21 protein-coding genes are annotated in these 22,514 nt (G+C 49.2%); 19 read left to right on the top strand and 2 right to left on the bottom strand.

Annotation, left to right across the window (positions count from 1 at the left end):
• Positions 1–129 precede the first annotated feature (129 nt).
• Positions 130–1,077 (top strand): cysteine synthase A, encoded by a 948-nt coding sequence (gene cysK / locus JHU38_RS07650; RefSeq protein ID WP_107582256.1) that lies wholly within the window; start codon positions 130–132, stop codon positions 1,075–1,077.
• Between the two features lie 100 nt (positions 1,078–1,177).
• Here cysK and nhaD read toward each other — a convergent pair whose 3' ends face one another.
• Positions 1,178–2,533 (bottom strand): sodium:proton antiporter NhaD, encoded by a 1,356-nt coding sequence (gene nhaD / locus JHU38_RS07645; RefSeq protein WP_107582255.1) that lies wholly within the window; start codon positions 2,531–2,533, stop codon positions 1,178–1,180.
• A 128-nt stretch (positions 2,534–2,661) separates the two neighbouring features.
• Between nhaD and JHU38_RS07640 the strand changes: the two genes are divergently transcribed.
• From JHU38_RS07640 to JHU38_RS07615, 6 genes are all read left to right on the top strand, one after another.
• The gene (locus tag JHU38_RS07640; RefSeq protein ID WP_107582254.1) at positions 2,662–3,267 is read left to right on the top strand and encodes a DUF6621 family protein; all 606 of its coding nucleotides are present in this window, start codon (positions 2,662–2,664) and stop codon (positions 3,265–3,267) included.
• Positions 3,268–3,353: 86 nt separating this feature from the next.
• Entirely contained in the window at positions 3,354–4,592 is a 1,239-nt protein-coding gene (locus JHU38_RS07635) for a saccharopine dehydrogenase family protein (protein ID WP_107582253.1), read from the top strand.
• 90 nt (positions 4,593–4,682) lie between these two features.
• Positions 4,683–5,702, top strand: a complete 1,020-nt coding sequence (gene recA, locus JHU38_RS07630) for a recombinase RecA (protein WP_107582252.1) — start codon at positions 4,683–4,685, stop codon at positions 5,700–5,702.
• Positions 5,703–5,898: 196 nt separating this feature from the next.
• Positions 5,899–8,295, top strand: a complete 2,397-nt coding sequence (locus JHU38_RS07625) for a TonB-dependent receptor (protein ID WP_107582251.1) — start codon at positions 5,899–5,901, stop codon at positions 8,293–8,295.
• A 668-nt stretch (positions 8,296–8,963) separates the two neighbouring features.
• Positions 8,964–9,890 carry a magnesium transporter CorA family protein gene (locus tag JHU38_RS07620; protein WP_107582250.1) on the top strand — a complete coding sequence of 309 codons (927 nt, stop codon included), beginning with the start codon at positions 8,964–8,966 and terminating at the stop codon, positions 9,888–9,890.
• Between the two features lie 232 nt (positions 9,891–10,122).
• Positions 10,123–11,934, top strand: coding sequence for a DUF349 domain-containing protein (locus tag JHU38_RS07615; protein ID WP_199222657.1), 1,812 nt, complete (start codon positions 10,123–10,125; stop codon positions 11,932–11,934).
• Between the two features lie 87 nt (positions 11,935–12,021).
• Here the strand turns inward: JHU38_RS07615 and JHU38_RS07610 are convergent, their stop codons facing one another.
• On the bottom strand, positions 12,022–12,690 hold the full coding sequence (locus tag JHU38_RS07610) for a M15 family metallopeptidase (RefSeq protein WP_107582249.1): 669 nt from the start codon (positions 12,688–12,690) through the stop codon (positions 12,022–12,024).
• Positions 12,691–12,861: 171 nt separating this feature from the next.
• Here JHU38_RS07610 and JHU38_RS07605 point away from each other — a divergent pair, with 171 nt between their 5' ends.
• From JHU38_RS07605 to JHU38_RS07550, 12 genes are all read left to right on the top strand, one after another.
• Positions 12,862–14,346 carry an amino acid adenylation domain-containing protein gene (locus JHU38_RS07605; RefSeq protein WP_107582248.1) on the top strand — a complete coding sequence of 495 codons (1,485 nt, stop codon included), beginning with the start codon at positions 12,862–12,864 and terminating at the stop codon, positions 14,344–14,346.
• 10 nt (positions 14,347–14,356) lie between these two features.
• A complete protein-coding gene (locus JHU38_RS07600) occupies positions 14,357–14,602 on the top strand; it encodes an acyl carrier protein (RefSeq protein ID WP_107582247.1) in 246 nt (81 codons plus the stop codon).
• A gap of 27 nt (positions 14,603–14,629) precedes the next feature.
• Positions 14,630–16,000, top strand: coding sequence for an MBOAT family O-acyltransferase (locus JHU38_RS07595; RefSeq protein ID WP_107582246.1), 1,371 nt, complete (start codon positions 14,630–14,632; stop codon positions 15,998–16,000).
• Positions 16,001–16,003: 3 nt separating this feature from the next.
• Positions 16,004–17,005 (top strand): hypothetical protein, encoded by a 1,002-nt coding sequence (locus JHU38_RS07590; RefSeq protein ID WP_107582245.1) that lies wholly within the window; start codon positions 16,004–16,006, stop codon positions 17,003–17,005.
• A gap of 196 nt (positions 17,006–17,201) precedes the next feature.
• Positions 17,202–18,158, top strand: a complete 957-nt coding sequence (locus JHU38_RS07585; protein ID WP_107582244.1) for a LuxR C-terminal-related transcriptional regulator — start codon at positions 17,202–17,204, stop codon at positions 18,156–18,158.
• Positions 18,159–18,274: 116 nt separating this feature from the next.
• A complete protein-coding gene (locus tag JHU38_RS07580) occupies positions 18,275–18,565 on the top strand; it encodes a GNAT family N-acetyltransferase (protein ID WP_107582243.1) in 291 nt (96 codons plus the stop codon).
• A gap of 31 nt (positions 18,566–18,596) precedes the next feature.
• Entirely contained in the window at positions 18,597–19,139 is a 543-nt protein-coding gene (gene rbr / locus JHU38_RS07575; protein ID WP_107582242.1) for a rubrerythrin, read from the top strand.
• An 86-nt stretch (positions 19,140–19,225) separates the two neighbouring features.
• Complete coding sequence (gene eno / locus JHU38_RS07570; protein WP_107582241.1) at positions 19,226–20,533, top strand: phosphopyruvate hydratase; 1,308 nt, start codon at positions 19,226–19,228, stop codon at positions 20,531–20,533.
• Between the two features lie 86 nt (positions 20,534–20,619).
• Positions 20,620–20,850, top strand: a complete 231-nt coding sequence (locus JHU38_RS07565) for a YecH family metal-binding protein (protein ID WP_107582240.1) — start codon at positions 20,620–20,622, stop codon at positions 20,848–20,850.
• Positions 20,851–21,032: 182 nt separating this feature from the next.
• Positions 21,033–21,536, top strand: a complete 504-nt coding sequence (gene fldA, locus JHU38_RS07560; protein WP_107582239.1) for a flavodoxin FldA — start codon at positions 21,033–21,035, stop codon at positions 21,534–21,536.
• Positions 21,537–21,548: 12 nt separating this feature from the next.
• Positions 21,549–21,905 carry a DUF2023 family protein gene (locus JHU38_RS07555; protein ID WP_107582238.1) on the top strand — a complete coding sequence of 119 codons (357 nt, stop codon included), beginning with the start codon at positions 21,549–21,551 and terminating at the stop codon, positions 21,903–21,905.
• Positions 21,906–22,161: 256 nt separating this feature from the next.
• The gene (locus tag JHU38_RS07550; RefSeq protein WP_107582237.1) at positions 22,162–22,482 is read left to right on the top strand and encodes a hypothetical protein; all 321 of its coding nucleotides are present in this window, start codon (positions 22,162–22,164) and stop codon (positions 22,480–22,482) included.
• Positions 22,483–22,514 lie beyond the last annotated feature (32 nt).

The raw sequence follows: 22,514 nt of genomic DNA, 5'->3' as shown, positions 1-22,514 counted from the left end.
CAAAATACGTCAAATCAAATGATTTGATGAAACTTTGTATGCGTTTTCACAAAAAATATTCAGGACACTATTGACAAAAATGTTATCTTTGCAAATATCAACAAAATACAATCCATTCATATTATAAAAATGAGTAAGATATATCGTAACATCACCGAACTCATCGGTCATACACCGCTGGTAGAACTGGGCAAATATTCAGCCCGAAAGGGGCTGGACGATTCGATTATCGCAAAGGTAGAGTTTTTCAATCCGGGCGGCAGCGTGAAAGACCGCATAGCCCTGGCCATGCTTGAGGACGCCGAACGGCGCGGACTCATTAAGCCGGGGACCACCATCATCGAACCTACAAGTGGCAATACGGGCGTGGGACTGGCACTGGCAGCCGCCGTAAAGGGCTACAAGCTGATTCTGACCATGCCCGAAACCATGAGCGTGGAACGCCGAAACTTAGTGAAGGCCTACGGCGCGCAGGTGAAACTGACCGACGGACAGGCTGGCATGACAGGTGCTATCAGAGCGGCCGAGGCTCTCCATGAGGCCATTCCCGGCTCGTTCATCCCCGAACAGTTTGAGAACCCCGCCAACCCGCAGCGCCATTACGAGACCACGGGCGTGGAGATATGGGACGACACCGACGGGCGGGTAGACATCTTCGTGGCCGGCGTAGGCACGGGGGGTACCGTGTCGGGCATTGGACGCCGTCTGAAAGAGAAGAATCCGCAGGTAAAGATCGTGGCCGTCGAGCCGTCGGAGTCACCTGTATTGCAGGGTGGCACAGCCGGACCACACAAGATACAGGGCATTGGCGCGGGCTTCGTGCCCGCCATCTATGACAAGAACATCGTCGATGAGGTGATCGGGGTGGGCAATGACGACGCCATCCGCACCAGTCGTGAGCTGGCGCAGACCGAGGGATTGCTTGTCGGAATCTCATCGGGCGCGGCCGTATTCGCCGCCACCCAGCTGGCTCATCGGTCCGAGAACCGAGGCAAGAAGATCGTAACTCTCCTGCCCGACACGGGCGAACGGTATCTCAGCACCGTGCTCTACGCCTTTGATGAATATCCTTTGTAGAGACAGACGGCAGATGTTCCTTGCCCCACACGCAGACACTCGACCCCGGCTTACGCGCTTGTAAGTCGGGGTCGAGTGTCTATATTCGAAAATAGAGTGCTTATGTCGTCCAAAGGAAGGTGCGGATGAGCCAATAGCTCAGGATGCCGGCCACGTAACCGACGAAGGCGATCCAGCTGATACGCTTCATATACCACCCGAAAGTAATCTTCTCGAGGCCCATCACGACGACGCCGGCGGCACTGCCGATGATCAACATGCTGCCACCTACACCGGCACAGTAGGCCAAAAGCTGCCAGAAAATGCCATCGACGGCCATGTCGCCCGTCGGAGCCACAGGATACATTCCCATGCAACCGGCCACCAACGGCACGTTGTCGACAATGCTTGACAGCACGCCGATAATGCCCGTAACGGCATAATGGTTACCATCGAACGCTACATTGAGCGACTGTCCCAACTGCGTCAGTACGCCAATGGTTTCCAAACAAGCCACAGCCATCAGGATTCCAAGGAAGAACAAGATGGTACTCATGTCGATACGACGCAGCAAATTGGTAACACGCTTCATCGTTCCTTCGCTGTCTTTCCCGAGATGCAGGTCGCGATAGAACACTTCGGTAGCCGTCCAAAGAACACCAAGCACCAAAAGAATGCCTACAAACGGCGGCAAATGGGTAATACTTTTGAAAATAGGAACGAAGACGAGGCCACCTACACCTAATATAAAGATGACTTTGCGCTGACGATCATTGAAATCCAACGTCTCGGAATCGGCATTATGACTACTTTCTGAGGCCAATACCAATTCGCCTTTCAACATGTATTGCATAATAAAAGCCGGTATAACCATCGACACGATTGAAGGTATGAACACTTCCTCAATAACGCCCGCAGCCGTAATCACGCCCTTGTTCCACAGCATGATGGTGGTAACGTCGCCTATCGGTGAGAAAGCGCCGCCCGAATTGGCCGCAATGATAACAAGCGAAGCATAGATAATGCGGTCTTTATGGTCTTGAACGAGCTTTCGAAGAATCATAATCATTACGATACTGGTCGTCAGGTTATCCAGAATAGCGGACAAAATGAAGGTCATAAAGGCGATGCGCCACAGCAAAGTACGCTTGTTTTTCGTCTTCATCACTTTGCGAACAAAGTTGAAACCGCCGTTCTGGTCTACGATTTCCACAATAGTCATGGCACCCATAAGGAAGAACAGCGTGGTACTGGTGCTGCCTAAATGCTTCTCTATGACATCACTCACGGCCTGAGCCACTTGGTCTCCCAAAGCGGAAGAGATGTAACTGCCCGGATCCAGCATGAATAAAGTCCAGCAAAAAACAAACATCAGCAGGGCTACCGCAGCCTTGTTTACCTTTGTCACACTCTCTAAAGCAATGAAAAGATAACCAATTACAAACACTGTAATAATAGCAATTGTTAACGAACTCATTACTACTTTTTGATTAGATTATTATAAATATTTTATTTAAAACACAATGATTTGCAAAGATAAGCCATTTTTTAAAATAACAAAATAAATTCTTTGATAATTCATCGCTTTCCGTTATCTTTGCAACTATGAATTCTTTAGAAGCGAACGACATCGAACTCCAAGAGAACATCATCATTGCGGACGCTGAATATATCGATAATGTGGCCTTCGACCTCATCGTTAACTTTGAACGAATGTTGGGACGAAAGATTCCGAAGGCTGACATGGCGCAATGGGCAATCAACATTGGACTCGACGGAGGCATGAAACCGGGGCGGCAAACGACCGGTGTTATTCTTATTCACGACAAGAATACAGAGCAACTCAACAACTTTCTTCCTTCCGATTTACAAGCGGAACTCAACAACCAAGCGTTCTATGACGAATCGTTTGGTGAGTTTACGTTTACGGCTTATCCCACGGAAGCGATGGTAACCAAGCAAGATTTCTTGACCGACATGGCCCGAACGATTTACAACCACAAAGACGTGAAGCGCGTCATGCTGGTTCCCGACACAGAGAACGAGCAGTTTTTCAACAGCCTGAAGCGCGTGTTAAACGGCGCAGACGACGACAAACACATTACTTTATTTACCATGCAGCCCACTTTGGGCGGTCATTTCCGACAGGAAATATTGGGCTATTCGCTCACCAACGCCATGGGGGTAAAGGCCGATGAGTTCAGAGACTAATCCCCATCGGGCTGCTTTTACGAAATTTCCACGATTTTTAATCAACTTATCCCTACATACCAATTCATTTAAACCAAGAACAAAGCATGAGCAAAGTATTAATGATTGGCGCCGGTGGCGTAGCCACGGTCGCTGCTTTCAAGATTGTTCAGAATGCAGACGTATTCACCGAGTTTATGATTGCGTCACGCCGCAAGGCCAAATGTGACCAACTTGTAAAGTCAATTCATGACAAAGGATATAACTACGACATCAAAACAGCCCAGGTCGACGCCGATGACGTGGAGCAACTGAAGGCTCTTTTCAATGACTTCAAGCCCGAGTTGGTGATTAATTTGGCCCTTCCCTATCAGGACTTGACCATCATGGACGCCTGTCTGGCATGCGGATGCAACTATCTGGACACAGCAAACTATGAGCCTAAGGACGAAGCACACTTCGAATACAGCTGGCAGTGGGCTTACAAAGAGAAGTTTGAGCAGGCCGGTCTGACCGCGATTCTCGGCTGCGGCTTTGATCCGGGCGTGTCGCAGGCCTATACCGCATACGCTGCCAAGCATCACTTTGACGAGATTCATTATCTCGACATCGTCGACTGCAACGCGGGCAACCATCATAAGGCCTTTGCCACCAACTTCAATCCTGAGATAAACATTCGCGAAATCACGCAAAAGGGACTTTATTACGAAGACGGCAAATGGCTTGAAACGGAGCCGCTGGCCGTTCACAAGACCCTCAGCTACCCCAATATTGGCGGTCGTGAGAGCTATTTGATGCACCATGAGGAGTTGGAAAGCCTCGTTAAGAACTTCCCAACCATCAAACGGGCTCGCTTCTGGATGACTTTCGGACAGCAATACCTCACTTATCTGGACTGCATCGAGAACCTCGGCATGAGCCGTATCGACGAAATCGAGTACGAAGCGCCGCTGGCCGACAATCCGGAACAAAAGGTAAAGGTGAAGATCGTGCCCCTGCAATTCCTCAAAGCCGTGCTTCCCAACCCACAAGACCTGGGCCAGAACTACGACGGCGAGACCAGTATAGGCTGTCGCATCCGTGGTTTGAAAGACGGAAAGGAGCACACCTATTATATATATAACAACTGCAAGCATCAGGATGCCTACAATGAGACTGGCATGCAGGGCGTCAGTTACACCACCGGTGTTCCGGCAATGGCCGGCGCGATGATGTTCCTCAAGGGCCTCTGGCGCAAACCCGGAGTATGGAATGTCGAGGACTTCGATCCGGATCCATTCCTACAGGTATTGAACGAACAAGGTTTGCCTTGGCATGAAGTCTTCGATGGCGACCTCGAATTATAATTTTAACCCCGTATTTACTAACAAATACTGATGCGACTCCATGAAATCATCAGGCCCGCTTGCCCCAAACGAGCGGTTGGAGCATAACACATGGCAAAAGAAGAAAACAACGTTCAGAGCGAAAAGCTCAAGGCCCTGCAGATGGCCATGTCGAAAATAGAAAAGGATTTCGGCAAAGGTTCCATCATGCGCATGGGCGATGAACATATCGAAAATGTAGAAATCATCCCGACAGGCAGCATTGGTCTCGACGCGGCGTTAGGCGTTGGCGGCTATCCCAAAGGACGTATCATCGAAATCTATGGTCCGGAGAGCTCCGGTAAGACAACGCTCGCCATCCACGCCATAGCCGAAGCCCAGAAAGCGGGCGGCATTGCGGCTTTCATCGACGCCGAACACGCTTTCGACCGCTTCTATGCGGCCAAGCTGGGTGTCGACGTTGACAACCTCTGGATTAGCCAACCCGACAACGGCGAACAGGCTTTGCAAATCGCAGACCAGCTGATTAGCTCAAGCGCCATCGACATTCTGGTCATCGACTCCGTAGCAGCCCTGACCCCGAAAGCCGAAATCGAAGGCGACATGGGCGACAACCGTGTCGGCCTTCAGGCTCGTCTGATGAGCCAGGCACTGCGCAAACTCACTGCCACTATCGCCAAAACCAACACTACCTGCATCTTCATCAACCAGCTGCGTGAGAAGATTGGCGTCATGTTTGGCAACCCCGAGACCACGACGGGTGGCAACGCGCTGAAGTTTTACGCCAGCGTGCGACTTGACATCCGCCGTGTCACCAGTATTAAGGACGGCGATCAGGTCATAGGCAATCAGGTTCGTGTGAAGGTTGTCAAGAACAAAGTGGCGCCACCGTTCCGTAAAGCCGAGTTCGAAATCACCTTTGGCGAAGGCATTAGCAAGATTGGCGAGATCGTAGACTTAGGCGTTGAATACGGCATTGTGCAGAAGAGCGGAAGCTGGTTTAGCTACAACAGCAGCAAACTGGCACAGGGTCGCGACGCCACCAAGAACCTGCTGCGAGACAATCCCGAGCTTTGCGAAGAGCTGGAAGGCTTCATCAAAAAGGCCATTGCCGACAAGCTGGCCCAATAAACCGAGTTTTATATTTTACAGAAAAGCCTGACAATCTGCTTGATCGTCAGGCTTTTTTATGTCTAAACAGCATCATTCAATGGCAAAATCCTTACAAATAAGGATTGTTTGATTTCTTTTTTCTCTTTACTTTTGCATCATCCTATAAGAGAATAGGATTTTTCAAATTCACAATACCCAACCACATAAGATTGATATGAATAAAAAAAAGATGATGGCTACGGCTTTAGCGTTAGCCGTAGCCATTCCATCTTTGGCTGACGAGGCCATAGATGACACGTCGAAAGTACGCGAGATTGATGAGGTTATCGTTATCTCACAACCCAAAGAGCAATTCCTTCTTCGTCACCAACCGCTCAGCAGCAACATTTACGCGGCCGAACAGATGATGAATCTTGGCGTTCGCGACCTTCGTGAGCTGTCCTCTTTCGTCCCCAACTTTACCATGCCCAACTATGGTTCGCGCTACACCTCATCCATGTATATACGTGGCATAGGTTCACGCGTCAACTCACCGGCCGTCGGTATTTATGTAGATGGCGCGCCCTTGATGAGCAAGAGCGCTTTCAACTTCCACCATTTCGACGTGGCACGCGTCGATGTGCTGCGCGGTCCACAAGGTACGCTCTACGGAATGAACACCGAGGGCGGACTGATTCGTATCTACACCAAGGACCCGATGAACTACCAAGGAACGGATGTCAGGCTTGGAATAGGCTCACACGGCTACCAACTTTTTGAGGCTTCTACCTATCAGAAACTCAACAGCAAGTCAGGCCTTATGTTGGGAGGCTTCTACAGCGGACAACACGGCTTCTTCAGAAACGATTTCAGCGGCCGGCGGGCCGACAAATATAAAGAAGGCGGTGGCAAAGTACGCCTCGTATGGCGGCCCGACACACAGTGGAACATCAGCCTGAGCGGCAATTATGAATACATCGACCAGAACGGTTTTCCCTACGGACAAATGGATTGGGAGCACAACACCACGGCCAATCCCTCGACAAACGACCAAGCCAAGTATCGCCGAAACCTTGTCAATAGCGCGCTCAGCGTCAACTTCAAGGGCAACCGCTTCGATTTCAATTCCATCACGAGCTACCAATATTTAAAAGATTTCATGCGAATGGATATCGACTACATGCCCGCCGACTTCATGCGACTGGAAGAAAAGCAGTTGCAGAACGCCTTCACGCAAGAACTTGTCATGAAAAGTAATCGCAACCACTTCTGGCAGTGGACGCTGGGCGGCTTCTTCTCGGCCCAATGGCTTAAAACCGACGCGCCCATCTACTTCGGTTCGGACATGGACAAGTTTATGAGCGGCAACATCCGCAACGCCATGTATAACGCGATGGTGCGCTCGATGAGCGCACGATTCATGCGTCCCGGCGTCACCGTCGAGCAGGCACAGCAACAGGCCCGGGACCTGATCGAGCGCATGGGAGGCGTCAAGGTAGACGTAAAACTGGGCACGGTGCCCGGGCTTTTCCGCACGCCAACCTATAATTTAGCCCTCTTCCACGAGTCGAGCCTGAACCTTACCGACCGCCTCAAGGTCACCCTTGGCCTGCGCTATGACTACAGCCACCTGTCGATAGACTATCTGACGAGCGCCAAAATGACTTCCATGGCCAATGTCATGGGCCGACAGGCTACCGTCAATATCATGTCGACCCTGCAAAACAAGGCACATAACGACTTCAACCAGCTGCTTCCCAAATTAGGCGTGAGCTACGACATCGACCGCATGGGCAGTAATGTCTACGCCGTAGTGAGCAAGGGCTATCGGGCCGGCGGCTATAACATCCAGATGTTCTCGGACATTCTCTCCACCGAACTGCAGAAAAACAGCTCACAGCGCGGCGACTACACCGTAGAACACGACGCCAAGGCTTATAAAGACATTGAGAACACCATCGCCTACAACCCCGAAACCAGCTGGAACTATGAGGTGGGCGCCCATCTGAACCTCTTCGACCATAAGATACAGTTCGACCTGGCAGCCTTCTACATGCAGATGCGCAACCAGCAAATATCCGTCATGGCGGGCAACTATGGCTTCGGCCGCATGATGACCAACGCCGGCAAAAGCAGCAGTTGCGGCATTGAGGCCGGCCTGCGTGGCCAAGCCTTCAACAATCGTCTATCATGGACGGTCAACTACGGTTTCACCCGCGCCGTATTCAAAGAATATATCGACAGCGTAAGCGCTAACGGCAGCATGAAAGCGGTCGACTACAAGAACAAGAAGGTGCCCTTCATCCCGGCACACACGCTCTCTGCCTCGGCCGACTATCACATTCCGGTCAACGGCACGCTCAAAGCCATTGTCCTTGGCGCCAACGTCAGCGCGCAGGGTAAAATCTATTGGAACGAAGCCAACACCTACAGCCAGGCCTTCTACGCCTTGGCAGGCGCGCATGCCATGGCCGACTTCGGCCGGTTCACGATCGACTTGTGGGGCCGCAACCTCACCAATACGAAATACAACACCTTTGCCATGAGCAGCGCCGCTACGGGTAAGACATATTACTTCGGGCAATTGGGCAACCCATTCCAATGCGGAATTGACTTGCGGGTGCACTTTTAATTGGTCGTTGACAAGTTGACGGATGGCTATCCGCCCACCATCAACTTGTCAACTATCTTTACAAAAGCCTCAAAATGGTGACGTTATTCTGAAATAAAAATATCTTTGGACGAAATTCGCCAATTTTGAGCCACTTTGCGAAGTAGCTGATAATCAGCACGTTTCGCGACACAGCGATTAAAAAGACCGCAAATCCACCCTGAAAGCATAGCTTTTAGGTCGGGATTTGCGGTCTTTTTCGTCTCAAAAGCAATCCTTTAAACCGATAAAAGCTATCCTTTCAGCACTCAAAAGCATAGCTTTTACCTCATCAACGCTATGCTTTTACATCCCCAAAAGCCCCATACCCACTCCCAAAGACTTGTTTTCGCCCCTTCGTAACGCTAAATTGACGATTTTATCCGGTCGTTTTTTCGGGCAAAAAAAATTACAAACCGGCGAAAGAAGCCGGGCAATCACGCCAAAACAATTAAAAAAGTAAAAAACCGACGACGCACAATGATAAAAGGCAAAGGCTTTTGAATTATTTTATTACTTTTGCAGTCGAAAACAATTATTCATTAAATATATGGACGATTATCACGCGGAAACGTTTTATTTCTTACGTGAGGATTAGCACAGTATGAAGACTAATCCCCACCATTAACCCATCATGGAGATTAGCTATAATGAGAACATACTGGAACATTAATGAAAAATTGAGCCTGCTGAAGGAGTGGCAGTCCAACTGTTGGATTCAAGTGACCTGTCCGACGGACGAAGACCAAGAGTTTCTTGAGAAGAAATTTCAGATTCCCGACTATTTCATGAGCGACATCAGCGATACCGATGAGCGTGCCCGTTATGAGTACGACGACGGTTGGATGCTCATTATTCTCCGTATTCCCTATGTCAAGGAGATTCGCTCACGCACACCCTACACCACCGTGCCGCTGGGTATCATTCACAAACGCGACGTGACTATCACCGTTTGCTACTATGAAACCAACATGATGCTCGACTTCGTGAGCTACCAACAGAAGCGCGGCGTAGGCTTCACCGACTACGTGGACCTCATCTTCCGCCTCTTTCTGTCGTCGGCCGTGTGGTATCTGAAGCGTCTGAAGCAGATCAACACGCTCATAGAGAAAGCCAAACACAATCTGGATCAGGGCGTCAACAACGAGAGTCTCATCGGACTGAGCCGCTTACAGGACTCGCTCACCTATTTCATCACCTCTATTCGTGGTAATGAAAACCTATTGCAGAAGCTGAAATTCAAGCTACAGGTGGATGAGCTTGACGCCGATCTCATCGAAGACGTCAACATCGAGATGACGCAGGCACGAGAAACGACCAACATCTATTCCGATATTCTGGAGTCGACGATGGACACCTACTCCAGCATCATCAACAACAACATGAACACCGTGATGCGCACGCTCACCTCGGTGAGCATCATCATGATGTTTCCAACACTCATCGCCAGCCTCTTCGGCATGAATCTTATCAATGGCATGGAAGCCAGCAAATGGGGATTTGCCATCGCCATCATCATCTCCGTGGTGGTCAGCGGCCTAAGTTGGTTCATTTTGCGACACAAACGATTGCTCTGAAACGGTATGGCGTGAACACTTTCGGGCGCTTACGCTTTCCTTTCATGCCACATACTGCCCAAGCAACTCAACTCTCTACTTACCAACGACTTTCCAAAGCCTAATAAAAACAAAAAAAATAGATTTATATTAGGTTTTTACAATTATTTTATATAAGTTTGCAATCAATAAGTTAGCTGTTGATTCTTCTATGAATCATGGAATAACCGAATCATAAACTTAAATTGGTTAAATGATGGACTCTCAAGAAAATACCCTGAATCAGGGAACCCCGGAGGAGAATGTAGTATCTGAAAACACGGCGAAAGAAGTTGAAGAACCCCTTTCACACAAAGTCTACAAGTCAAAGTCTGAGATCATCGAGCGCTTGAAGGAAATCGTAAGCGGCGACGAAAATCCACAGAAAGACGAGATTGACTACCTGAAAACTTCATTCTACAAAATTCATATCGCAGAGCGCGAAGCCAAACAGAAAGAATATCTGGATGCCGGTGGCAATCCCGAGCAATACATAGTGACTCCCGACGAACAGGAAGAAGTGTTCAAGGCCGAAATGAGTCTTATCAAAGAAAAACGCCAAAAGCTGTTCCTCCAACAAGAAGAGGAAAAACAGGAGAATCTGAAGAAGAAACTTGAGATTATCGAGGCAATCAAATCAATGGCTACTTCGCCCGAAGAGGCCAATAAGTCGTACTCCAAATTCAAGGAGCTGCAGCAACAGTGGAAAGAGATCAAAGCTGTACCGGCCGACAAGGCCAATGAGCTTTGGCGCAACTATCAGCTCTACGTGGAACAATTCTACGACCTATTGAAGCTCAATAGCGAAGCCCGCGAATACGACTTCAAGAAAAACCTGGATCTTAAGACAGGCCTTTGCGAAGCGGCTGAAAAGCTCGATCAGGAAAAGGACGTCATCAGCGCTTTCCATCAGTTGCAGGAACTCCATCAGCAATATCGTGAAATCGGTCCTGTAGTCAAAGACTTGCGCGAACAGATCTGGGCTCGTTTCAAGGCCGCTTCTACCATTATCAACAAGAAACACCAGCAGCATTTCGAACAATTACGTGCCCAGGAAGAAGAAAACCTGACGCGTAAGACAGCCCTCTGTGAACAAGCGGAAGCCATTGCGGGCGAAGATAATAAAAACGCCGCCGACTGGGAAAAGCATACCAAGGCCATCATTGCCATTCAGGCAGAGTGGAAAACCATCGGTTTCGCGCCCCAAAAGATGAACGTAAAGATATTCGAACGCTTCCGTGCGGCCTGCGACAACTTCTTCGGCAAGAAAGCCCAATACTTCAAACAGCTCAAAGAGGCGTTTGCGGAGAATGCCCGTAAGAAAGAGGCGTTGGTGGAAAAAGCCCGTGCTTTGCAGGACAGCACCGAATGGAAGTCGACCAGTGATAAACTGATCGCGCTGCAAAAAGAGTGGAAAACCATCGGCATGGTACCTAAGAAACGAGGTGACCAGCTGTGGAACGATTTCCTTACGGCTTGCAATAAGTTCTTCGAAGCGCGCAATGCGGCCAATGCCGGCACACGCGGTGAGGAACACGCCAACCTCGATAAGAAGCGCGACATCATTTCACAGCTCAAGGCGCTGGCTGAAGAAAAAGCCGAAAATATTCAGGAAAAGGTACAAACGCTCGTCGACTCCTATAATCAGGTGGGACACGTGCCTTATAGAGAGAAAGACAAACTTTATAAGGAATATCACGACGTGCTCGATAAGCTCTATAAAGAGCTCAACATCACCATTGCCCAAAAGCGTCTTGACACTTTCAAGAGTAACCTGAAGAACGTTGTCAAGCGTGGTGAAGACGCCCTCGACAATGAGCGTGGCCGGCTGATGCGCCGCTATGAAGGATTGAAACAGGAAATCATCACCTATGAGAACAACTTGGGATTCCTCAATGCTTCCAGCAAAAAGGGCAACAGCCTGATTGACGAGATGAACCGAAAGGTGCAGAAACTCAAAGACGACATGGAGCTCGTGAAGCAGAAGATTAAGGCTATCGATGCCGAGAATCAGAACCAAGACTGATTATTTTCCACTCTCCGCCGCAGCCGACCGGCAATATCGGGGATTAACGGGCGAAGGGCCTTGTTCGCAACGAACAAGGCCCTTCGCTTATTTTTCAAAGTGTTGATAGTCCTTCACGCTCTTCCAACTACCTCCCCACTTGAATCCGTACTTGCGAAACAGCTTATAGGCCGGATCGTCTGTCGTAATCTTGTAGGGAAAATTCCGCGTGCGGTCACAATATTTACGTGCGTTTGCCGGCTGAACAATCTCCTTTCCATTTTTCAACCGGCGGTAGTAAGGATTGTAGAAAGGATTCAGATCAACGGCCATTCCCCGGGCATGGGCCGACAGTTTAGCATGCCCTTTCACCTTTCGATAACAAAAACAGCTGCTGTTATTGGCCCGCATCGCCCGCTCATCATCAGCTCCGTAATCGTCAATGAGCCGCATTCGTTCGATAGGATAACGCAGTTCATACAGCTGTTTGAAGATTGTTAACAGCTCGTTGGCGATCGTTGCATTGCAAACAAGCTCTCCTTCGTGTTTTTTCCCATCGAAACCATAATGCCAAAGACGCAGATAGCGCAATTCCGACCGTTTCACTAAGCATTCCGCGGGATAAGAACAGCCTCGCATCCGGGCAAACACCGTATCGGGAATAGGCATGGACAGAAAGCCGTTAGCTTCTTTCCGACTTTCTTTTTTCCGCTCTTGGGCACCGAGCGACAGCACAACAGCTATCGCCAAGACGCTGATTACAATGAGTTTCTTCATGTCTTTACAAAGTTAAGCATTAAATACCGATTCTTCTCAAAAACACGTAAAGAATCCATTTTTACACCTTTTTTCTATAGATGAAAGCAAGATTTCGACAAAATTTATATTTCTATCAGTAGGGGTATTGCCGCAAAGCGGCGTCTTTAAATTAAAATATATGCGAATATAATGGATACGATTAATCACACAAACTTCCCAGCGCTACTCCTTGATAGCCTACAACAACATCGACAGAACAACGCGTTCTGCATTGAAGATACATATTTCACGTATCAGCAATTAGCCGACAAAGTGGCTGCTATTCGCCAATCGCTTCAGCGAATCAACGATATATACATCGGATTGGTAGCCAACAATGACCTGGCCACATACGCGGCAATTCTCGCAATCTGGATGGAAGGCAAATGTTACGTGCCACTCCATCCGCTCCAACCGATAGCCCGATGCGTTAATATCATCGAGCAGGTGGGCATAAAAGTCGTTCTCGACTCCGGCACAGACACTCGCTACCATAATCAATATGTCATTCATACGGGAGAATCACTCCCTTCTGCTTCAAATCTTCATACAATACAAGAATTCAACAGTCGGACACCGGCTTATATTCTATTCACGTCGGGCAGCACCGGAATGCCGAAAGGCGTGCCCGTAAGCTACGGCAACGTGAGCGCGTTCATCCAATCGGTCGAAGCCTTGGGTATTCATCACCGGGCCGACGACCGCTGTCTTCAGATGTTCGACCTCACATTCGACCTGTCGGTAGGTTGCTATCTGCTACCCCTCTTGGCCGGTGCCTGCGTCTATACGATGCGCTTGGGCTGTATCAAATGGGAAGAGTCATTCCGCCTACTCGATGAATACGCGCTGACAATCACCTTCATGGTGCCTTCTGTCATCCATTATCTGAAGCCTTACCTACAGGAGATCGAGGCTCCTCAGCTACGCTATTCACTGTTTGCCGGCGAAGCCCTGACGACCGACGACACTCTTCCGTGGCAACAGGCCGTGCCCCAGGCTGAAATCTGGAATGTGTACGGCCCTACCGAAAACACGATTTACTGCACGGGCTACCGACTTCCCCAGCAACAGGTGAAACAGCACAATAACATCATCAGCATAGGCCAAACCATGAAATGGTCGGACACGATGATCGTAGATGAGGCCCGACAGCCCGTAAATGAAGGAACTATCGGCGAGCTCTGCTTGTCGGGCGAACAGCTGACACCCGGCTATTGGCAGGATAACGAGAAGAACCAAGCCGCTTTCTTCAACCACGAAGGACGCCGCTGGTATCTCACCGGTGACCTCTGCATGGCCGACCGGGACGGCGATATCATGTATCTCGGCCGCAAGGATTCACAAGTCAAGATTCAAGGCTACCGCATCGAGCTGAGTGAGATTGAAAGCGTGACCCGCCGTTTTTACAACCGGCAGACGGCTGTAGTGGCCGTAGTAACCGGTCAGCAGGGCCGGGAAACCATCAGCATGGCCATTGAGCGAGAAGACGATCACAGCTGTCTGGAGCTGGAAGCGTATCTGAAGACCTATCTGCCGTCCTATATGATACCATCCAAGATTGTCTTCATGCCGACATTTCCACAAAATATGAGTAATAAGATTGACCGTAAGAGAATTAAAGAACTTATAAAATAAAAATACAGCAATGGAAAGAAAAGAAATATTAACTGCCCTGAATGGCATTTTCTCCGTCGTTTTAAATAAGGAAAACCTGCAACTCGACGAATCGATGTCGACCGATGATATTGACAACTGGGACTCTCTGACCAACATGACGATTATCAGCGAAATCGAACGGCTGTGGGGAGTCCACTTCAAATTGCGCGACATTATCCGCATGAAGAATATCGGCGATATGATAGATACGATTCTGGCCAAAAGTCAGCAGTAATACATTCCGCTCAGTTCACACTTTCACATGGAATTTTTATCAATCCCGTTTGTGGTGATGATGTTCATCACATTCGTTCTTTACTACGCTACCGACAGGCGGCGTTACCAGCATGCGTTGTTGCTGATGGCCAGTTGCGTCTTCATTGGCTATTATCATTGGATTTATCTATTAGTAGCCGCAGCCATAACGGTCTTCACCTTTCTCATCGGAAAGCGCATTCACGCCACCGTCAACACGCCACGGGCCACCCGTTGGCTGTGGTTGGGCATTGGCGGACTTGTAGGCTTTTGGCTGATAGCCCGCTATTGGTCGCCCTTGTTTCCATTGGGCATTTCGTTCTACACGTTTCAGGCCATCTCTTATCTCATCGAAATCTACTGGGAAGAGGATCCGGAAGACGATTTCATCGATTTTTCGCTCTACATGCTGCTCTTCATGAAGTTTCTCTCGGGCCCCATTGAACGTGCCGAAAACCTGCTGCCACAACTCAAGAAAGCGCATGTTTTCGACTACGAGCAGATAGTCGGCGGGCTGAAAACGGTGGCTTGGGGCTGCTTTCTCAAGCTCGTCATCGCCGACCGCATAGGTCCGGCACTCGACATCGTGCTCGACAACGTGCATGGAGCCACCGGTATGCAACTGCTCGTGGCCACCCTGCTCTACCCCATCCAGCTTTACGCCGACTTCGCGGGCTACACCTGCATGGCACTGGGGCTGGGACGCATGCTCGGTTTCAAGCTGCAGCCCAACTTCGACCGGCCTTTTACCGCCACGTCGACCGGCGAACTATGGCGTCGGTGGCACATGAGCCTTTCGTTTTGGGTGCGCGACTACATCTTCATGCCGCTCAGCGCATCGCTGCGGTCGTGGAAACGCTGGGGCGTCTATGCCTCATTGCTCATCACCTTCGTAGCCATCGGCGTCTGGCACGGGGCCGGCTGGACCTTCGCCGTTTACGGACTGTTCCAAGGGCTGGTCATCATCGGCGAGACAGTGCTGGGCAATCGCCGCGAGAAACTATACGCCCACTTGGGCCGACACGCGGGGAAAACGCTGATGATAGTGCGCACCTACCTGCTCTTTGCCCTGTCACTGCTCTTCTTCAGGCTGACAAGTGTCGGCGACGTGTTCTATACCTACGCCCATCTGTTCGACGGCATGCAGACATCGGCCAAGGAGCTGCGTCTCGGACTATCCGATCAAGAGTGGATAGTTGTCGGCATCGCCGCCGTACTGATGTTCGTCCTGGAATGGCTCCACAGCCGTTACCGCCTCGGCGAGCGCAGCAGTCGCCTGTCCGCCCCTCTGCGCTGGACAATCTATGTTGTCATCGTGGGCGTCATCTTCTGGTACGGGGCGTTCGGTGTAGAAAACTTTATTTACATTCAGTTTTAAGATATGAAATCTCAAAAGCCACTTCACATATTCTATCTCAAGTGTCTGGCACTCAGCCTTCCCTTCCTTCTTCTTGTAGCTATCTACTGCTATGAAGATCCGTTCATGGTCATCCGCTCCTACGACGATTATGACCATTGCCACGTGGAACTAAGCGAAGGCGACATCGGATGGAAGAAAATCAAAATGTTTCGCAAGACGCGACACTACGACTCGTTCATCATGGGAGCCTCGTGCACCAAGGCTTACAACTGCGACGACTGGAACCGCTACATCAACGCCCGCCCGTTCCGCTTCTTCGGCAACAGCGAAGGTCTTGGCGACGTGTGCCTCAAGCTGCAGGCCCTCGACAAACTGCCGGGCCAGCAGGTGAAAAACTTGCTCCTCGTAACCGAACGTTCTTTCTACGAAAAGGCCCACCCGCAGCCCGGCGTAATGCACATTATGCCGCCCGACGTGACCGGTAAGAGCTTTTTCAGCTATCAGGCCGCCTACCTACAGGGCTTTCTTTTTCCCAAATTCCTGCTGCCCTACTTGAAATTCAAGTTCACGAATCACTACGACAAGTCCATGGCCAACGTGATAGAAGACGAAGGCCGAAGCCACACTCGCTACACCAACGACGCCACGCTGGAACAGGAAGACGACATCAGACGCATGGGCGAAGACTATTGGAAGCAACCCCACTGGCGCAAGGCCATCGCCAAACCGCAAACCGTACATCCACACGCCCCAGTCATCGGACCCGAACAACTCACCCGGCTGACTGAAATACGCGACTTCTGCCGACGACATAACACCCGCCTCAAGCTAATTGTTGGTCCGACTTTCGAACTTGAGCAGCTCAATAGTCGCGACCTGCAGGCACTGCGCACGCTCTTCGGCGACTCGGTGGTCTACGATTTTTCCGCCAACCTGCCGCTCCACGACTACCACGGCTTTTACGATCCCATACATTATCGTCGCTGCGTGGGGCAGAAAATACTGCAACAGGTTTACAAGTAGCTTGCCCGGCAGCCGGTTCACAGCCCGGACAACCTACATTTTATCAAGTTTTCCCATGAAGAAATAACCTCTCTCACTGTGCAATATAGGTAAAGACAGATTATTATTATTATTATTATTTTTATTTTTTATTTTCATTTTTTGCAAATATCGAAACAAAGAAGTATATTTGCATCGTCACCCCATGACGTAATTTATGAAACATCAGAAAACTTATGAAGCGGACGATCAAATGATCAGCATCATTCGCGACAATAGCAATATCCTTCAAAGTTTAGGAAGCTTCGGTATAAACCTGGGCTTTGGCAACAAAACTGTGGCCGAAGTATGCGAAAGTCAGAACGTTGATACCTATACTTTCCTTACCATTGTCAACTTCACCATCAACGGATATTACAACAGTCACGACTCCGACCGTATTTCGGTCAGCACGCTCCTGAAATATCTGAAGGCCTCGCACGCCTATTACATCGACTTCCAACTGCCTTTCATTCGCAAGGAACTCAAGGACGCGCTCGACGAACACGACAATCTGGCACAGCTCATCCTGCAACTATATGACGAATATTCACAGGATATCGTCAAGCACATGCGCTACGAAGAGAAGACGGTGTTCCCCTATGTTGAGCAACTGCTGCAGGGAAAGGTACCCGACAACTTCGACATCAGCACCTTCTCCAAGCATCACGATCAGGTGGAAGACAAACTGAGGGAACTCAAGAATATCATCATCAAGTATCTGCCTTCCGACGAACTGCGCAACAACCTGCTCACGGCCACGCTCTATGGTATATATAATAATGAGGAATGGCTGAGTCAGCATGCCATGGTGGAAGAGCAAATCTTCATCCCCACCATCCGACTACTGGAGAAACGACTCACCCAAAAGGACGTGACGCTGAACATTAAGAAAATGATTGGCACGAAGGGCGAAACCGAAGAACAGCTCAGCGACCGTGAAAAGGAAATTCTGGTGTGCCTGGTACAGGGCATGAGCAATAAGGAAATTGCGAACAATCTCTACATTTCGCTCAACACGGTGATTACTCACCGCCGCAACATCGCCCGAAAGTTGCAGATTCATTCCGTGGCGGGCCTCACTATCTACGCGATTGTCAATAAGTTGGTAGACATTTCGCTACTCCACTTATAAACAAAATGTGGCCACGCTTCCTGCCCTTTTGTCGCGCCGAGTAGATGGCATACATTTTGCGTTCTTAGGATTTAACATATCTAATAGGATAACGTTAATCAACAAAACGCAATGATATGAAGACAATTATCAACAACGATAACAAGCAAGGGCGTGTAGAGGCGTTCGAAGGCGACATAGCCTTGGGTAAATTGGAATATGAAATAGAAAACGGCAAACTGCGCATCCTGCACACCTATACTTTCAAGGGTAATGAAGGCAAAGGCGTAGGCAAGGCACTTGTAGAAGCAGCCATAGCCGAGGCTCGAAAGCAACAAATGCGGGTGGAGCCTGTCTGCTCGTTTGCGAAAGTCTATTTTGACAGACATCCCGACCTACAACACTTAGTTGCAAATTCATTAGAATAACAAAGACATTCGTTTACAAAATAATTTGATTATGAAAGATTTAAAAGGTACAAAGACAGAGAAGAATCTCCAAATTGCATTCGCCGGTGAGAGCCAGGCACGTAACAAATATTCTTTCTACGCTTCCAAGGCGAGGAAAGACGGTTATGAACAGATTGCGGCATTGTTTGAAGAAACGGCACAAAACGAGAAAGAACACGCGAAATTATGGTTCAAATACCTGCACGGTGGTGAAATTGCCGATACCATGACCAATCTGCAAGACGCCGCCGACGGCGAAAACTACGAATGGACCGATATGTATGCCAACATGGCCAAGGAGGCACGCGAGGAAGGCTTTACCGAGATCGCTGCCAGGTTTGAATTGGTAGCTGCCATCGAGAAGCACCATGAGGAGCGTTACCTGAAGCTGTTACAGAATATCAAGGACGGTATCGTGTTCAGCCGCGATGGTGACCGTATATGGAAGTGTCGCAACTGCGGTCATATCGTTATCGGCCCGAAGGCCCCTAAGGTTTGCCCAACCTGCAAACACCCACAAAGCTTCTTCGAAATTGACGCTCAGAACTATTAATAACCATTTATAGGTATTGCCACTTTGTTGGCTATTCCCTAACTTTGCATCATCAATATTCACATTAATAAATAAAAAACAACAAGATGAAGATTGAAAAAATCCACGCAAGAGAGATTCTTGATTCAAGAGGTAATCCCACAGTTGAAGTTGAAGTAACACTCGAAAACGGCGTCATGGGTCGTGCCAGTGTTCCATCCGGCGCTTCTACCGGCGAGAACGAGGCCCTCGAACTCCGTGACGGCGATAAGGGTCGTTTCCTCGGCAAGGGTGTTCTGAAGGCAGTCGAGAATGTAAACAGCGTCATTGCCCCCGCCTTGAAAGGCTTCTGCGTGCTGGAACAGCGCAAGATTGACTACAAGATGTTGGAACTCGATGGTACGCCGACCAAAAGCAAGCTCGGTGCCAACGCCATCTTGGGTGTGAGCTTGGCCGTTGCGCAGACAGCTGCCAAAGCACTCAACATTCCTCTCTATCGCTATATCGGCGGCACCAACACATACGTATTGCCCGTTCCGATGATGAACATCATCAACGGCGGTGCCCACAGCGACGCCCCCATCGCTTTTCAGGAATTCATGATTCGCCCCGTAGGAGCTCCCTCAGAGAAGGAAGCTATCCGCATGGGTGCCGAGGTGTTCCACGCATTGGCCAAGAACCTGAAGAAGCGCGGACTCTCTACGGCCGTAGGTGATGAAGGTGGTTTTGCTCCTAAGTTCGACGGTATCGAGGACGCTCTCGACTCTATTATTCAGGCTATTAAGGATGCAGGTTACGAGCCTGGCAAGGACGTCAAGATTGCTATGGACTGCGCGGCCTCTGAGTTTGCGGTTCAGGAGAACGGCGAATGGTTCTACGACTATCGTCAATTGAAGAACGGCATGCCGAAGGATCCTAACGGCAAGAAGCTGACGGCCGACGAGCAGATTGCTTACCTCGAAGAACTCATCACCAAATATCCTATTGACTCGATTGAGGATGGTCTCGACGAGAATGACTGGGACAACTGGGTGAAGCTGACCGCCAAGATCGGCGATCGCTGCCAGCTGGTAGGTGACGACCTTTTCGTTACCAACGTGAAGTTCTTGGAGAAGGGAATCAAGATGGGAGCAGCCAACAGTATTCTCATCAAGGTCAACCAAATTGGCTCTCTCACCGAGACATTGGAGGCCATCGAGATGGCTCACCGTCATGGTTACACCACCGTGACCAGCCACCGTTCAGGCGAAACCGAGGACACAACGATTGCCGATATCGCCGTGGCTACCAACTCCGGACAGATCAAGACAGGTTCTATGAGCCGTACCGACCGCATGGCCAAGTACAACCAGCTCATCCGCATTGAGGAAGAACTCTGCTGCTCTGCCCAATATGGCTACAAGAAATTGAAATAAGCCACTATTCATAACTATTTTATAATCCGAAAAAGCCGGGCTTACGAATGGGTAATCCCGGCTTTTCTTAATATCAGCATTCAATTATGACACACGGACACGACGTCCTTCACATGATGGAAGGACAAACATACGCAACCAAAGAGAGTCTGGTAGAAGCCATCATCAGGCAGTTTGGAGCCGAAGAGCGCTTCCGCACCTGCCACGCAGAAGGCATGACGGCCACCGAACTCGTGGATTTTCTTGAGGCACACGGCAAGTTCATGCCTGCCGGCGACGCTTTCACGGCCGACATGAGCAAGATGTGCAACCACTAAGCTGCAACAAAACTGACCAACACAGCTCCACAAAGACTGTCTGATACCTAAAAATGATGAAAAAAGTCATCTTGTCTTTTCATCGTTTTTAGGTATTGTTCGTTTATGAAAATGGTCATACCTTTGCAATCGTGACAGAAAATATATTCATTTAATAAACATTCGTAAGAAAAAAGAACATTATGAATAAGACTTGCATCATCTACGGTTCGTCAACGGGAACCTGTGAAGAACTCGCATCGCGTATCGCCGGTAAATTAGGCGTTGACTCTTCTGACATCTTGGAAGCCGCTTCCATCTCGTCCGAGCAACTCGACGGCTATCAGAATCTGATTTTAGGAACCTCTACTTGGGGTGCCGGCGAACTGCAGGACGACTGGTACGACGGTGTTGCCGTCATCAAGAAAACCAATCTCAACGGCAAAACGGTAGCCATCTTCGGCTGCGGAGACTCCGAAAGCTACAGCGACACATTCTGTGGCGGCATGGCAGAACTTTACAATGCGGCTAAGGAAGCGGGCGCAAATATCATTGGCGAGGTTTCTACCGAAGGCTATACATTCGATGATTCTGAAGCCATCGTTGATGGAAAGTTTGTCGGCCTGGCCCTCGATGAAGTGAATGAGGACAACAAAACCGACGAGAGAATCGCTGCCTGGGTAGGCGAGATAGCTCCGAAACTGTAATCCTCAGTGCCTATGATGACAGCAGAAGCTGTTCCGACAGACATGCGTGTCCTGTCAGAACAAATCTATCAATACAAAAAGGGAGTGCGCAATATGGTACTCTACACGTTCCCTGACCGATACCAGCAACAGGCCATCGACAAGTTGGAACGCCAAAAGATAGATTATCTGGTGCAACCCATAGGCAACAAACGTATCAATTTGTTCTTTGGTCGCCGTGAGTGTATGGATGTCGTACGCACATTCATCAATCAACCGCTCCATCAGTTAAGTCCTGAAGAGGATTTTATCTTGGGCGCGTTGCTCGGCTACGACATCTGCGGTCAGTGTAAACGATTTTGTAAACTCAAATATAACGATCTTGCTTAAGTAGCATAGATTTCAAAATGTCTTTGTATTATAGATGTGAAGGTTACCTGTGAAGGTAGCCTTCATGCTGTTAAGGGCTGCCAAGATAAGGCATGTCGTACTTTCATTGAAAAAATCTTATAATCCGAACACTGCCGTTAAAAAAACTTATCTACAAGAATCTTAATTTGTACATATCAGCTTTTCGCCGTAATTTTATCTCCGATAATTATTTAAAAGGCCTTTGGCGATTGCCAATCGGCCCTTTCTTTATCCAATGAAAGCGAAGAAGACGATAAGAACATTTTATGCTTGGACACTACTATTAGTGTTCTTATCGGCTTTTGTGCTTAAGAGCTCCCACTACCACTACGTATCTTGCCATTCTTCCCATCAGACCGAAGCATGCCATCACACCGTGGTTCAGCCGTCGTGTAGCATCTGTGAATTTACGATGCACAAGGCTACCGAGGCCCAATTCATCGAGTTTGTGCCGGTCATCAAGGTAACGCTCTTGCACAAATATATCGTTTCCATGCAAACCGTTTATCGGCCGGTCGGCTCGATAAACAGCCATTCGCCTCCTTGCCAGGCATAAAACCACTTCTTTTTTATAGTTTTCGATACCGG

The sequence above is a fragment of the Prevotella illustrans genome, assembly GCF_017426725.1.
Classification (GTDB): Bacteria; Bacteroidota; Bacteroidia; order Bacteroidales; family Bacteroidaceae; genus Prevotella; species Prevotella illustrans.
The sequence above is the reverse complement of the archived record's forward strand: the minus strand, read 5'-3'. Positions and strand labels throughout refer to the sequence as shown.